The sequence below is a fragment of the Micromonospora costi genome (genome assembly GCF_003626655.1).
Classification (GTDB): Bacteria; Actinomycetota; Actinomycetes; order Mycobacteriales; family Micromonosporaceae; genus Micromonospora; species Micromonospora costi.
Window position 1 is genome coordinate 748,092 of sequence record NZ_RBAN01000004.1, and the last position, 13,561, is coordinate 761,652.

14 protein-coding genes are annotated in these 13,561 nt (G+C 72.0%); 5 read left to right on the plus strand and 9 right to left on the minus strand.

What is annotated here, in order from left to right:
• The first annotated feature begins 112 nt into the window (after positions 1 to 112).
• On the plus strand, positions 113 to 499 hold the full coding sequence (locus D7193_RS25340; protein ID WP_120782051.1) for a hypothetical protein: 387 nt from the start codon (positions 113 to 115) through the stop codon (positions 497 to 499).
• A gap of 103 nt (positions 500 to 602) precedes the next feature.
• Here the strand turns inward: D7193_RS25340 and D7193_RS25350 are convergent, their stop codons facing one another.
• Positions 603 to 1,607 carry a DMT family transporter gene (locus D7193_RS25350; RefSeq protein ID WP_241563395.1) on the minus strand — a complete coding sequence of 335 codons (1,005 nt, stop codon included), beginning with the start codon at positions 1,605 to 1,607 and terminating at the stop codon, positions 603 to 605.
• A 73-nt stretch (positions 1,608 to 1,680) separates the two neighbouring features.
• On the opposite strand from D7193_RS25350, the gene D7193_RS25355 reads away from it, so the two are divergent.
• Positions 1,681 to 2,595 (plus strand): LysR family transcriptional regulator, encoded by a 915-nt coding sequence (locus D7193_RS25355; RefSeq protein ID WP_120782053.1) that lies wholly within the window; start codon positions 1,681 to 1,683, stop codon positions 2,593 to 2,595.
• 35 nt (positions 2,596 to 2,630) lie between these two features.
• On the opposite strand, the gene D7193_RS25360 is transcribed toward D7193_RS25355, so the two are convergent.
• The 3 genes from D7193_RS25360 to D7193_RS25370 all read right to left on the minus strand — a co-directional run bounded on the left by D7193_RS25360 (position 2,631) and on the right by D7193_RS25370 (position 4,697).
• Positions 2,631 to 3,014 carry a VOC family protein gene (locus D7193_RS25360; RefSeq protein ID WP_120782054.1) on the minus strand — a complete coding sequence of 128 codons (384 nt, stop codon included), beginning with the start codon at positions 3,012 to 3,014 and terminating at the stop codon, positions 2,631 to 2,633.
• A gap of 98 nt (positions 3,015 to 3,112) precedes the next feature.
• Positions 3,113 to 3,682: a hypothetical protein gene (locus tag D7193_RS25365; RefSeq protein ID WP_120782055.1), complete on the minus strand. Its 570-nt coding sequence runs from the start codon at positions 3,680 to 3,682 to the stop codon at positions 3,113 to 3,115.
• Positions 3,683 to 3,818: 136 nt separating this feature from the next.
• Positions 3,819 to 4,697, minus strand: coding sequence for an SDR family oxidoreductase (locus D7193_RS25370; protein ID WP_120782056.1), 879 nt, complete (start codon positions 4,695 to 4,697; stop codon positions 3,819 to 3,821).
• 102 nt (positions 4,698 to 4,799) lie between these two features.
• Here D7193_RS25370 and D7193_RS25375 point away from each other — a divergent pair, with 102 nt between their 5' ends.
• Positions 4,800 to 5,402: a TetR/AcrR family transcriptional regulator gene (locus D7193_RS25375; protein ID WP_120782057.1), complete on the plus strand. Its 603-nt coding sequence runs from the start codon at positions 4,800 to 4,802 to the stop codon at positions 5,400 to 5,402.
• A 64-nt stretch (positions 5,403 to 5,466) separates the two neighbouring features.
• Here the strand turns inward: D7193_RS25375 and D7193_RS25380 are convergent, their stop codons facing one another.
• The 3 genes from D7193_RS25380 to D7193_RS25390 all read right to left on the minus strand — a co-directional run bounded on the left by D7193_RS25380 (position 5,467) and on the right by D7193_RS25390 (position 9,523).
• Entirely contained in the window at positions 5,467 to 6,744 is a 1,278-nt protein-coding gene (locus tag D7193_RS25380) for a CehA/McbA family metallohydrolase (protein WP_174242720.1), read from the minus strand.
• A 92-nt stretch (positions 6,745 to 6,836) separates the two neighbouring features.
• Positions 6,837 to 8,783 carry an FtsX-like permease family protein gene (locus D7193_RS25385; protein WP_120782059.1) on the minus strand — a complete coding sequence of 649 codons (1,947 nt, stop codon included), beginning with the start codon at positions 8,781 to 8,783 and terminating at the stop codon, positions 6,837 to 6,839.
• Complete coding sequence (locus tag D7193_RS25390; protein WP_120782060.1) at positions 8,780 to 9,523, minus strand: ABC transporter ATP-binding protein; 744 nt, start codon at positions 9,521 to 9,523, stop codon at positions 8,780 to 8,782. The genes D7193_RS25385 and D7193_RS25390 overlap by 4 nt, the downstream gene beginning before the upstream one ends.
• Before the next feature lie 108 nt (positions 9,524 to 9,631).
• On the opposite strand from D7193_RS25390, the gene D7193_RS25395 reads away from it, so the two are divergent.
• Together D7193_RS25395 and D7193_RS25400 are read left to right on the plus strand one after the other, a co-directional pair.
• Complete coding sequence (locus tag D7193_RS25395; RefSeq protein ID WP_120782061.1) at positions 9,632 to 10,888, plus strand: sensor histidine kinase; 1,257 nt, start codon at positions 9,632 to 9,634, stop codon at positions 10,886 to 10,888.
• Between the two features lie 8 nt (positions 10,889 to 10,896).
• The gene (locus D7193_RS25400) at positions 10,897 to 11,547 is read left to right on the plus strand and encodes a response regulator transcription factor (protein WP_206611990.1); all 651 of its coding nucleotides are present in this window, start codon (positions 10,897 to 10,899) and stop codon (positions 11,545 to 11,547) included.
• Positions 11,548 to 11,578: 31 nt separating this feature from the next.
• Here the strand turns inward: D7193_RS25400 and D7193_RS25405 are convergent, their stop codons facing one another.
• Both D7193_RS25405 and D7193_RS25410 read right to left on the minus strand, forming a co-directional pair.
• Positions 11,579 to 12,277 (minus strand): response regulator, encoded by a 699-nt coding sequence (locus D7193_RS25405; protein ID WP_120782063.1) that lies wholly within the window; start codon positions 12,275 to 12,277, stop codon positions 11,579 to 11,581.
• Positions 12,274 to 13,473 carry a sensor histidine kinase gene (locus D7193_RS25410; RefSeq protein ID WP_120782064.1) on the minus strand — a complete coding sequence of 400 codons (1,200 nt, stop codon included), beginning with the start codon at positions 13,471 to 13,473 and terminating at the stop codon, positions 12,274 to 12,276. Before D7193_RS25410 ends, D7193_RS25405 begins: the two co-directional genes overlap by 4 nt.
• Positions 13,474 to 13,561 lie beyond the last annotated feature (88 nt).

Below are 13,561 nucleotides of genomic sequence, written 5' to 3' on the forward strand. Positions count from 1 at the left end.
GACAGTCCCCATACGTCCGGCCGCCCCCCGCCTTACCTTTCGCACGCCCGTGTCGTCGGGTTGGTGAGACCTTAACGACCTACCGCCCCCGGGCGGGCAAGGAGACCATGACATGGCGACCCAGGTGACGACCACGACGGCGGCAGCGACGAACACACGGCGCGGCGCCTCGTTCCTGCAGATCGCGATCGCCCTGCAGACCCTGACCATCTTCCTTCAGGCGGTCTCCGCCGGACTGCTGCTGACCTCGTCCTACGGCGAGACGCTGCACGGTGTCGGCGCCCGTGTGATGTACGGGGCGTCGATGCTGTACGTGCTCGCCGCGGTGCTGGCGTGGAAGCCGGGCGGCGGCTCGCCCCGGCCCGTCTGGCACGCGTCGGGTTTCCTCGTACTCGCCTCGGTCCAGGTCGTGCTCGGCATCGCGCACGTCCCGTCGGTCCACGTCCCCCTGGGCGTCCTGATGTTCGGCCTGAGTGTGCTGGCGCTGGCCCGACGCTGAGCGCCCGCACCGGGGAGCTGACGACGCCCGGCGGCTGGGTCACCCTGCTCGACCCCGAGGGCAACGAATTCTGCATCGAACGCGGTGAGGCCGAGCGCGCCAGCTAGCTGCCCTCCGCCGCCACCCGCCGGCTCCTGTCACCGCGGCCGCCCACGGCGATCGTGGCCTCTCCGTGATCGGGAACCGCCGGTTGCCCGCGGCGATGTGCTGGGGCGGGCCGGACCTGCACGACGGCGGCGGCGGACAGCACCAGGGCCGCGCCCGCGAGTTGCACGGCGCCCAGGGTTTCGCCGAGGGTGAGCGCGGCCAACGTGGTGGTGACCACGGGTTCGAACGTCGACAGGATCGCGGCGGTCGAAGGACCTGTCCGTCGCAGTCCCGCAAAGAAGGTGAGCATCGCCAACACGGTGGAGACGACGGCGATGCAGACCAGCCAGAACCACCCCGGGAGCCCGAAGTCGAGGTCGACACCCGCGACGAGGGCACGGGCGCCGAGCGTACCGGCGGCTCCGGTCATCACCAGCGCGGACAGCACGACCGGCGGCAGCCGGTGCACGACGGAGTCGGCGACGAGGATGTAGATCGTGTAGGTCACCGCGGCGCCGAACGCCAGCAACGCCCCGAGCGGGTGGAAACTCCCGCCGCCCGCGCCGAGCAGGACGAGGAGCGTTCCGCCGGACGCGGCCACCAGTGCGGTGACACGTCCCGGTGTCAGCCGGTCCCGGCCGAGCAGAACCGCTGCCACGGTGACCAGGACGGGGTAGGTGTAGAGGATCAGCGACAGGAGCGAGGCATCCATCCGCTGGAGGGCCGAGAAGAACAGGCTCGCCTGAGCGGCGTACCCGACCGCGCCCAGGCCGACGGCGGTGGCGAGCACGCGGCGGCGCGCTGTCGCCGGCTCGCGGGTCGCCTCTCCCCCGTTCCGCTGGGCGTTGTCCCGTCGCAGACCCGGCCGCAGGAGCAGCAGTACCGCCAGCACGGCGGCGGCCAGGCTGAAGCGCACCAGGAGCAGCGCTCCGGGCGAGACGCCCGCCTCGTAGGCCAGCTTTCCGAAGATCGCCATCGCGCCGAAGCACGCCGCCGAGAGTAGACACAGTACGAGACCCACGGCGTCGAGCATCGACGACCGAACCCATCAGGTCCAGTGATGATTGATGGACTCGACTCGTTAGCATTCCTGCATGGTCCCGTTGGATCTTCGTCGCCTGCGCTTCCTTCGGGAGTTCGAGGAGCGGGGCACCCTCGGCGCGGTAGCGGCCGCTCTCGGCTACAGCCCGTCCGCGATCTCCCAGCAGCTGGCCCTGCTGGAGAAGGAGGTCGGTACGCGGTTGTTCGAGAAGTCCGGGCGGGGCGTCCGCCTGACCGATGCCGGGCAACTCCTGGCCCAGCACGCGCGGGTGCTGCTGTCGGCGGCCGAGGCGGCGGCCGCGGACCTGGCGGCCCTGAGTGGTGAGGTCCGGGGCACTGTTCGCGCCGGTGGCCTGCAGTCGGCGGCCCGTCGCCTGCTGGTGCCGGCCGTGTCCCGCATGATGGTCGACCATCCGCAGGTACGCGCCGAGATCTTCGAACTCGAACTCGAGCAGGCGCTCCCCGGCCTGCGGTTGGGCTCGGTCGACCTGGTGATCGGCGACGAGTACGACGGGCATCCACGGCCCCGTCCGGCGGGGCTGCGCTTCGCGCTCCTGCACGACGAGCCGCTGAAGGTGGTGTTGCCGGCGACGCATCCGCTGGCCGGGACCGGAGGACCCGTCCCGGTCGCCATGCTGCGATCCGACGTCTGGGCCACGTCCGCCGAGGGCACCGGCCACCACGCCATGGTCGTCGGGACCTGCCGGTCCCTCGGCGGGTACGAGCCCGACCTCCGACACCGCTCCAACGACGCGGACGTGCAACTCGAACTCGTCCGCGTCGCCGGAGCCGTCGCGCTGATGCCGGCACTGACCCTGCCAGCGGAGGATCCCGCTCTCGCCGTCCGTGACATCGCCGAAGCCCGGCTCAGGCGCCGTCTGGTCGTCGTCACCCGGGACACCCCGCCGGCTCCCGCCCTGACCGCCCTCCTGGCCGCCGTCACCGACCAGGCGCGCAACCTCACCTGAGTCGGGTCGGGGCCGGAGGCCGAGCCTGCGGGGCCTCAGGAACTCGTCGCGGCGCGGTCGGACTCGCTGCGAAGAACACAGAACTCGTTGCCCTCGGGGTCGGCAAGGACCGCCCAGCCGGAGCCGTCAGGGTTCCGGTGATCGGCGACAAGGCTGGCACCGATACCCAGCAGCCGTTCCACCTCCTGGTCACGCGAGGTCTCCGGGCGCAGACACAGGTGGACCCGGTTCTTGACCTTCTTGGGTTCGGGCACCTGGTTGAAGTAGAGCACCGGGCCCTCCGCCAGCAGCACCTGCGTCTCGCGGTCACCCGGTTTGTCCTCCGGGTGCAGCGGACGGCCGGTCACCCTGCTCCAGAACCGGGCCAGCTCATAGGCATCCGCACAGTCGATCGCCACGTTCTGCAATACCGAAACCATGGGCGCAAGCCTTCCCGACTCCCCCGCCGGACGCCACCACGTTGCGCGCAGCCTCCGCGCACGCGGCTCGGGGGCGTGGCAGCCTGTGGCGCGCGCCTCTAGTTCTGGTTGAGGTTGACGATCACGCCCTGGTCGGCGCACGCCGTCTGCAGCCCGGAAACGTGGGTGCCCATGGGGCCGATGAATGCCAAGGCGCCCATCTCCTGGCCCTCCGGGAGATTCGACACCTGCCAGAGGATGTCGATGAGACCCGTGCCGTGCTCGCGGATGTCCTCGTGGCGGGAGTCCTCGAACAGCTCCCGGACCTCCCGGTACTCGGCCTCGGTCATCTTGTCGTCGCCGGCGGACGTGTCGTCGCCGACGATCTTCTCTCCGTCGCGCATCGCCTTGCAGGCGGCCACACCGGAGTCCTCCTTGATGTAGCCGTCCCAGACGGCGTAGCCGGCGACACCGAGCAGCAGCACCGCCGCGGTGGCGACGGCGGCGACGATGACCGGCTTCCGGTTGGGCTGCGCCGGCGGCGGGACGGCGGCGTGGGGCTGCCCGTCGGGACCGACCCACTGCTGCGGGGCGGGGGTGGGCTGCTGCGTACCGCCGGTGTAGGTGTCCCCGGCTTGCGGCTGCTGGTAGGGCTCCTGGGGCTGCGGGGTCCGGTACGGATCGGTCATGGTTGCGCTCCCCCGTGTGGTGATGGCCTGTCGATGCTGGTCGGCTCGGTCGCCCGGGGCTACGGGTTGTCGGCAAGCCGACTGTGGGTGTGACCAATCGGGGGAACCGCCAACCCGCGCGGCCACTGGCGAGGCCTCAGTGGGCGTCGTCGGCGGCGACGGCATGCTCGGCGGCCCGGCTGACCTGCTCCCAGCCCGCCCAGGTGTCCATTCGCCGGCGGGAGATGTCGAACGCCAGGTCGTAGACCATGCTGCCGAGCAGGAGCCGCAGCGGCGGGTCGTTGCTGTCGACCAATTTCAGCAGCGCCTCGGCGGCCAGCCGCGGGGCGCTGTCGATCGAGCCGTCCGCCCACTGCCGCTCCAGTTCCGCGCGCAGCGGCGCGTAGGCCTCCATCGGGGTGGTCGAGGTCATGCTGGTGTAGAGGTCGGTCCAGTAGCCGCCGGGCTGCACGATGCTGACCTTGATCCCGAAGGCCGCCGCCTCCATGGCCAGGGCCTCGCTCATGCCTTCGAGCGCGAACTTGCTCGCGCTGTACATTCCGGTGCTCGGGAAGCCGCCGAGGGCCGCGATGCTGGAGATCTGCACGATGTGGCCGGTCTGCCGGACGCGGAGGTGCGGCAGCGCCGCCTGGCTGACCCACAGCGCGCCGAAGAAGTTGACCTCGAACTGCGCCCGCGCCTCAGCCTCGGTGAACTCCTCGATCATGCCCATGGACATGGTGCCGGCGTTGTTGACGACGATGTCGAGCTGGCCGAAGTGCTCGACAGCGGTGGCCATGGCGGCGACGACCGCCGCGCGGTCGGTCACGTCGAGCGGCAGGACCAGCAGTCGATCGCCGTGATGCTCGTCGAAGTCGTCGCGGGTGATGCGACGAGCCGCGGCAACCACCCTGTCACCGCGTTCGAGCGCTGCGGCGGCGAAGGCGCGGCCCAGACCGCGGCTGGCGCCGGTGATGAACCAGGTACGCGGTTCGGCGGCGTCGGAGGTGAGCACAGAGGATCTCCATCCACTCATCGTGAGACGAGACGGTCCGTCTCGTCATGGCGGCAACGGTAGGCCACCCACCGCGCTCCGTCAAGACGAGACGGTTCGTCTCGTTGCTGGTACGGTGACGACATGACGCCCAGCCCTGCGCGCCGGAGAGAGAGTTCGCGGCGCGCCATCCTCACCGCCGCGTTCGACCTGTTGTCGGAGGTCGGGTACGCCAAAGTCAGCATCGAGGGCATCGCCGCGCGTGCCGGCGTCGGCAAACAGACCATCTACCGCTGGTGGCCGTCGAAGGGCGCCGTCATCTTCGACGCGTTCCTCATGCTCAGCGAGGGCAACGAGGGCGAACCACCCGCGCTCCCGGACACCGGCGACCTGGAAGCCGACCTGACGGCGGTACTGCACGCCACGGTCGAGGAGCTGAACGACCCCCGCTACGACCAACCGATGCGGGCGCTGGCCACCGAGATCGCGCACGACGCGGAACTGGCGGCCGCGTACGCCGAACGGCTCGACGGGCCGTTGAAGGAAGCCAAGCGACAGCGCCTGCGCAGCGCCCAGCAGGCCGGGCACCTCGCCGAGGACCTCGACCTCGACGTAGCCGTCGAGATGATCTGGGGACCGCTGCTCAACCGGTGGCTGCAGCGCAGTGGGCCGCTCACGGCCGAGTATGCCGACAGGATCGTCACCACCGCCCTGCACGGTCTGCGCCCTCGCCGGTCCGGCGAGTGAGGTCCGGTCGGTGCCCGGCCCGGGCGTGCCAGCGTCGGCAAGCCGGGCCGGGGACCGGTTCAGATCAGGGCTGTAGCCACCACGGGCTGGTGTAGGCCACGCCGAAGTCGTTGCACGGGTGACCGGCCGGGCCGGGGCTGCCGTTGGGCTGGGACGGGTCGGAGACGCGCAGGACCACCCAGGTGCCGTCCGCCGCGTTGAGCGGCACGGTGAAGTCGGTGACCCGGCCGTTGACGGTGTCGATGACGTCGACGACGGTCGGCGCGGACGTGCCCGGGCGGAGGACCTGGATCCGCAGGGGCTTGCCGTCCCAGGCCGGGCTGCGGTCGAGATCCAGCAGGAACCGTACGTCGGCGGAGGTCACGTTCAGCACGCCCCCCATGCGTACGCCGTTGGCCGTGGCGTCCACCCGCAGGCCGGAGACGCGGGTGGCGAACGAGCGGCGGGCGGCCATCGCCTCGAACACCGCGGCGCGGGTGTTCTCGGTGACCCACAGGCCGCTGCGACCCTTGCCCTCGTGGAATCCCCACGTCGTGCCGTGCTCGTCGGTGACGCCGGTCAGGCCCGGCCGCCACCCGGCGTTCAGGCAGGCCACCAACGGCGAGGTCATCCCCGACGACCAGCCCTCGAACAGGTAGTCGTCGGTGCGGTTGAACATCTCCAGCCCCACCAACTGGTTGCGGGCCGCCGCGTGGAAGGAGAAGTTGCTGAAGCGGCCCGTCTCCCGGCCCGGGTGGTTGAAGCTGGCCAGGCCACCGGGCCGGCCGGTGAGCCAGTCGTACAGGTTGCCGGGGCTGCTGGCTCGCAGCAGGTCGGCGAAGTCGGACGTGTTCCAGACGTTGATGTGCCCCTGCAGCGGATGCGACCACTCGAACCCGCGGATCGCGGTGAACTGACCCGGTTCGTTGGCCGCGTTGGCCAGGTCGGCGGTGGTCCGCCACTCCGAGGAGCTGAGCCCGTCGATGGCGAACAGGGTGGCGTGGTCGGTGAGCGCGGCGACGTCCAGACCGGCCTCGCGCATCGACGCGAACGCGGCGTCGGCGCTGCCGTCGCCGTCGGACATGACGGTGTGGTTGTGCATGTCGGCGTGGACCAGCATGGTGCCCTGGGTGATCAGGGAGGTCCGCGCGGCACCGGCGGCCGCTGTCGGCGATGGCGCGCCGGCCACCGTGGTGGTGGCCGCCCGCGCCGCGGTCGGCAGCGCGGCCAGCATCAGCATTCCGCCGCTTCCGGCCAGCAGCGCCCGCCGGCCGACGGACGAGGCGACGTTGACCTGGCCGTACGGCACCTCGTCGTCGGTTCGGGGGTCGTGGTGACAGTGGTGGGGGTGATGTCCACTCATGGACAACCATAAACATCTATCGATCTGACGGCGGCGCCACGCGCAGTCATCGACCGGACGAACAATGCGGTACGGCTCGACCGGCCCCACAGCTACCGCCCACCGTGATATCGGCTCTTCGGCAGACCGACGGCTCCTGCCGTGGCCGCCGTCACGGCCAGGCCGGTGCAGGCGACGACGATCGCGACCAGTGGCAGCCACGGGATGGTCATCGGGACGTCCACGCCGCTTCCGGCGAGGTCGGCGGTGACCGTCCGTCGGACGAGCCAGCCGAGGAACACGGTGGTGAGTCCTCCGAGGACCAGACCGGCGCCGGTGATGAGGGTGGCTTGCCAGAGCGCGGTGCTGCGCAACTGGTCGCGCGTCGCGCCGAGCAGGCCGAGTGCGCGGTGCTGCCTGCGTCGTTGGGTCGCACCGATGAGGGTGGCGTTGACCACGGCGATGGCGGCGTAGAACCCGGCGGGGCCGAGCAGGATGGTGAGCCCGACGTTGTTGCTGCGCCGGACCTGGTCGGTGACGTCGGCGATCCATTCCTCCGCGGTCAGCACCTGGCTGTCGGTGCCGGCCAGGGCTCGGCGCAGGGCCTCCTTCGCCGCGCCGGTCCCGCTACCGGACCGGAGGACGACGAACAGTTCGTCGGCCCGCGAGTCGTCGAGGTCCCTGGCGACGAGGTCGGCGGGGAGGAGGATGTCGCCGTACAGGTCGGGAGCGTCGGGCACGACGGCGACGACCCTCAGGGTGACCGTCCGGCCGTCGATCTCGGCCTTGAGGTGGCCGCCGAGGCCAGTGCCGCTGTCGACCACCTGGGTCTCGGAGACCGCGACGGTGGTCCCGTGCAGGTCGGCGAGGCTGCCCCTCGTGGCGTGCAGGCCCCGTGCCGCCGTCGCGGTGGTGACGTCGACGGCGTCGACCTCCCGACGTTCGCGGCCGTCGACGCCGAACGGCACGCTGACGCGGTGGCGGGCGTCGACCAGCTTCACCGAGGGGTCCGCGGTCAGCGTGGCAGCGACGTCGGTCCCGTGTCCGGCGCCGGGGCGGACCACCAGGGGTGCGTGGAGTTGGGCACGGTCCTGCGCCGATGTCCAGTCGGCGGTGAAGCTCAGCGCGAGCAGCATCGAGCCGGCGATGGCCGAGATCGCGAGGACGGGCGCGGCGACCGAGGTGGTGGTGCGTACCGCGGCGCGCAGTTCGTCGCGGGCCAGCCGGGCGGCCACGTCGCGGCCGGCGAACGGGAGGGCCAGGAGCGCTGCCAGTCGGGGGACGAGCAGGGTGCCGAAGCACATGAGCGCGATGACGATGACCTCGGGCAGCAGGATGGAGGCCACCAGCGCGAAGAGCGGTTCCGCGTGCTGGGCCAGGACGGTCGCGGTGAGTACGGCGGCGAGACAGAGGATGCCGACGACCAGTTGCGGGATGCTGGGGCGGCCGCGTTCGACGGCTGCCTCGCGCAGCGCCGCGGACGGTGGGATCCGGGCCGCGCGGCGGGAGGAGCGCCAGGTTCCGAGCAGCGCCACGGCGACGCCGATGGGAGCGGCGATCGCCCAGGCCAGCCACGCCGGAGGGGCGACCAGGTGGAGGTCGGTGAGGCCGATGCCGCGGATCAGGCCGAGGACGGGCGTCGCCAGTGGGGTGGCGATGAGGCATCCGACGACGACCGCGGCGGTGGCGACGACGACCGACTCGCCGAGGACGAGGCGGCGCACCTGACGCCCGGTGGCGCCGACGAGTCTCAGGAGTCCCAGTTCCCGGCGGCGGGTGGCGACGACGAATCCGAAGGTGCTGCCGACGACGAAGATCGCCATGAACAGCGAGATCGCCGACATGATGCCGAACATCGAGGTCAGGTCGTCGAGTTGGCGGCGTTGGTCCTCGGTCGCCGCGCCGCCGAGGGCGGTGAGGGTGGCGTCGACCGAGCCGACCAGGTTCACGGTGGTGGCGATCAGGCCGACGCCGCTGGCGAGGGCGACCAGGGCGCCGAGGTAGGCGGGCCAGGACGTGCGGACGGTCTGGCGGGAGAGGTGGCTCATCGCCGCGTTCACGGCCGCTCCAGGTCGTTCATGCGCGCGGCGATGGTGGCGGCGTCGGCGTGGTGGAGTCGGCCGACGACCTGCCCGTCGGCGAGGAAGAGGGTCTCGTCGGCGTAGGAGGCGGCCAGGGGGTCGTGGGTCACCATCACCACGGTCTGTTCGTCGTCGGCCAGGGCGCGCAGCAGCGCCAGGACCTCGCGGCCGGTGTTGCGGTCGAGTGCGCCGGTGGGTTCGTCGGCGAAGACCACGTTGGGCCTGCCGTAGAGCGCGCGGGCGATCGCCACGCGTTGCTGCTGGCCGCCGGAGAGTTCGGGTGGCCGTCGCCTCGCCAGATCCCGCAGCCCGACACGGTGCAGCGCGTCGGTCACCGCCGCCTTGTCGACGTGCACTCCCGCGAGCCGGGCCGGCAGGGCGACGTTGTCGAAGGCCGTCAGGGCATCGAGCAGGTTGTAGGACTGGAAGACGAACGCCATCGAGGTCCGCCGGAACTTCGTGAGCGCGGTCTCGCCGAGGCTGTCCAGAGCCGTACCGCCGATGGTCACCCGCCCGTGGTCGGGACGGTCGAGTCCGGCCGCCAGGTGGAGCAGGGTCGACTTCCCGGAGCCGGAGGGGCCCATGATCGCGGTGAAGGTACCGCGGGCGAAGGCGTGGGTGAAGCCGCGCAGCGCGTGGACGCTGCCCGCACGGGAGCGGTACGTGCGGGTCACGCTCTCGAGCGCGACGGCGGGTGCCGCCAGTGTCTGCGTCGTCATGCGTCCAGTCCAGCGAGTCCCCGGGGCCCGCGCACTGGCTCGTGCGCCCTGTCCGGGGTAGCGCTGGCGCTACCGTCAACGGCGCCGGCAGCCCCTACGCTGGGTGAAGTGAGCCTCCACGCCGACGCCTGGTCCGCGGTACGCGGCAACCCGTGGCGTTTCCTGCTCTCGGCCTGGCCGTGGAGGTCTCTGGTCTACCTCCTCTCGACGGTGCCGCTCGGGATCGGCGTCTTCGCGGTGCTCGCGGCACTCGTCGGGCTCGGAGTCGTGACCGCCGTGATCGTGGTCGGGATCCTGCTGCTGGCCAGCCTGCCCCTGGTGACGACCGTCATCGCGGAGATCGAGCGGGCCCGGCTCCGGCTGGTGTTTCCGCAGGTCTCCGGTGGCGAGCGGCCGACGCTGCGGGAACGGCTGCACACCTGGCGTACCCTGCCGGTTTCGTGGTCCGAGATCGGCTACGCCGTCCTGCTCGCGACGGTCGGGTGGCTCGTCGACGCCGTCGTGCTGACGCTGGCGGTCACGACCCCGATCGTGCTGCTCCTCGCGCCTGTCCTGGTCCGCTACGACGCGGTGGACATATTCGGCTGGCGGATCGACACGGCCGGCGAGGCCTGGCCCGCCGTGGCAGTCGGGGTCGTGTCCCTGGCCGTCGTCGCCTATCTGGTGACCGTGCTGGCCAGCGCCCAGGCCGCGCTCACCCGGCTCCTGCTCGATCCACCGGAGGCGCGGCTGGTCACCGCGGTCACCGAACTGCGCCGCTCCCGCGCCGGACTCGTCGACGCGTTCGAGGCGGAGCGGCGCCGCATCGAACGCGACCTGCACGACGGCGCGCAGCAACGCCTGGTGGCGCTCACCATGACGCTCGGGCGGGCCGAACTCGAACTGGACGAAGGGCCCGCGCTCGACCTGGTCACCAGGTCCCACACCCTCGCCGAGCAGGCCCTGGAGGACCTGCGCGCCACCGTACGCGGCATCCATCCGCAGGTGCTCACCGACCACGGCCTCGCCGCCGCGATCCACGAGCTGGCCGACCGCTCCCCCGTCCCCGTCGACACCGACCTGCACCTGGCGGGGCGTCTTCCCGCACGGGTGGAGACCGCCGCGTACTTCCTCGTCAGCGAGGCCCTGACCAACGTCGCCCGCCACTCCGGCGCCCGCAGCGCGCAGGTGCACGCCTGGGTGGCCGACGCCACCCTGACCGTGGCCGTCGTCGACGACGGCCACGGTGGCGCCGACCCGACCCGAGGGTCCGGGCTGGCCGGACTCGCCGCCCGCATCGACGCCATCGACGGCACCCTCGACATCACCGGCCCGCCCGGAGGCCCGACCCACGTGAGAATGACATGCCCGATCAGCGTGAGATGACAAGGCCGCTGCGCATCGTGATCGCCGAGGACGCGGCCCTGCTGCGGGAGGGACTCGTCGGGATCCTGGAGAAGGCCGGCCACCAGGTCGTCGCCGCTGTCGCGGACGCCGACGCGCTGCTCGTCTACACCGCCAGCCACCGGCCCGATGTGATCGTCACCGACATCCGCATGCCCCCGACCCACACCGACGAAGGACTCCGCGCCGCCGTCGCCATCCGCGCCCGGCACCCCGACATCGCGATCGTCCTGCTGTCCGCGTACATCGCCGAGGCGTACGTCGCGGAGCTGCTCGAGTCCACCACGGGTGGCGGGATCGGCTACCTCCTGAAGGACCGGGTCAGCCACGTCCGCGAATTCCTCGACAACCTCGGTCGGGTGACCGCGGGCGGCACGGTCGTCGACCCCGAGGTCGTCCGTCACCTGCTCGCCCGGCGACGCAACGACGGTCCGCTCGCCGCGCTCACGCCACGCGAGCGTGAGGTGCTCGCGCTGATGGCCGAGGGCTACACCAACCCCACCATCGCCGAGCACCTCGTGGTCAGCGAGGCGGCGGTCCGCAAGCACGTCGGCAACATCTTCGCCAAGCTCGACCTCGACCCCGACTCCGACCGCCGCGTCTCGGCCGTGCTCGCCTACCTGCGCGGCGCGTCGCGCTGACACGACACCGACACTCCTCGGCATCCGGCGCTCAGCGCGGCTCCGGGGTCACCAGACCCGTCTCGTACGCCGTGATGACCAGTTGCGCCCGGTCGCGCGCGGCCAGCTTGCTTAACAGGCGTCCGATGTGGGTCTTCACGGTGCCGAGGGTCACGTGCAGGCGTTGCGCGATCTCCGTGTTGGACAGCCCGCGGGCGATGAGGACCAGCACCTCACGTTCCCGCTCGGTGACCGCCTCGAGGCCGGGCCGCTGGCCGGAGGCCGGCCGGGCCTGCCCGCTGAACGTGGCGATCAGTCGCCGTGTGACCCGCGGGGCCAGCAGCGCCTCGCCGGAGGCGACCACCCGGACGGCGGCCAGCAGATCGGCCGCCGTGACGTCCTTGACCAGGAACCCGCTGGCACCGGCCCGCAGGGCGGCGTAGACGTACTCGTTCAGGTCGAAGGTGGTGAGGATGAGCACCCGGACGGAGGCGGTCTCCGGGCTCGCGCAGATCTGCCGCGTCGCCTCGATGCCGTCCATGTCGGGCATCCGGACGTCCATCAGCACCACGTCCGGGCGGTGCCGACGCGCCAGCCGCACCGCCTCGGCGCCGGTGCCCGCCTCACCCACCACCTGGAAGCCGGGCGACACGTCCAGCAGGACCCGGAAGCTCTCCCGCACGAGGGTGTGGTCGTCGGCGAGCAGCACACCGATGTCCGTCGAGGACGGCCGGTCCGGTGCGTCCGTCACAGCGCCTCCCCCGCCGCGGCGTACGGGATGTCCGCCACCACCCGGAACCCGCCCTCTGGCCGCGGCCCGGTGGTCAGCGTGCCGCCGTACATCGTCACCCGCTCGCGCATGCCGATCAGGCCCTGCCCGACGGCCCGCCGCCCGGACGGCCGCGGCGCACGGCCGTCGTCCACGACCTCGATGTGCACGCCGTCGTCGCGCCCCTGCACCGTCACCCGACAGCGACCGGCGTTGGCATGCTTCACCACGTTTGTGAGCGACTCCTGCACGATGCGGAAGACGGTGAGGTCGACGGCCTGCGGCAGGTCGCCGACGCGGTCCAGCCGCAGATCCACCCGCAGCCCGGCCGACCGGAGCCGGTCGGTCAGCTCGGACAGGTCGGCCGTACCGGGCGACGGGCCGAGTTCGGCGGCCGGCTCGCCGTCCGAGCGCAGCACGTCGAGCAGCCGACGGATCTCGGTGAGCGCCGACCGGCTGGTGCGTTCGATGGTCACCAGGGCGGCCCGCGTCTCCTCCGGCCGTTCGGCGGCGACGTGGTTGGCCACGGTCGCCTTCACCGCGATCAGGCTGATGCTGTGCCCCACGATGTCGTGCAGCTCCCGCGCGATGCGCAGCCGCTCGGCGGCCACCGCGTCGCGCGCCAGGCCGCGGGCGACGTCGGCTTGGACCGCCCGGCGCCAGCGGACCAGCCGGCCGGTGGCCCACGCCACGGTCACCGGCACGACGACCATGCCCAGCTCGACGGTCCACCACAACGGCGCCTCGCTGGCCGGCGCGTCGGCGGGACCGATCCCGGCCCGCTCGTACAGCCACGGGATCGTGGCCGCCGGCGCGGCCAGGCCGCCGGTCAGGGCGAGCGCCGCGGCCACGTGCCCTGCCACGGTGGCCGCCGTGTAGACCGAGAGCACCACGGGCAGGTAGCTCACCCAGATGACACCGGCTCCCACCACGCCGAACGCGGTCGCCGTCGCGGCGGCCACCGTCACGCAGCCGAGAACCGGTAGCGGCCACCGGCGGCGGACCGCCAACGGAAGCGCCACTGCGGCGCTGGCCAGCCACGCCACCCACACCGGGCCGGTGAAGGCCGGGCCGGGCGGTTCGAGGGTGGCGTAGGCGACCAGAAACAGCAGTACGCCGGCGACCGCGGCGTCCACCGCGGTGCGGCGTACCTCGGATCCGGTGGGTCTGGCGCGCACGGGCTCACGCTATATCGACGGTCGGCGCACGGCGTCTGACCGTGGTAGGACATCGGTTCCCGACCCTGGCCAGACGCGCGCGGATCCC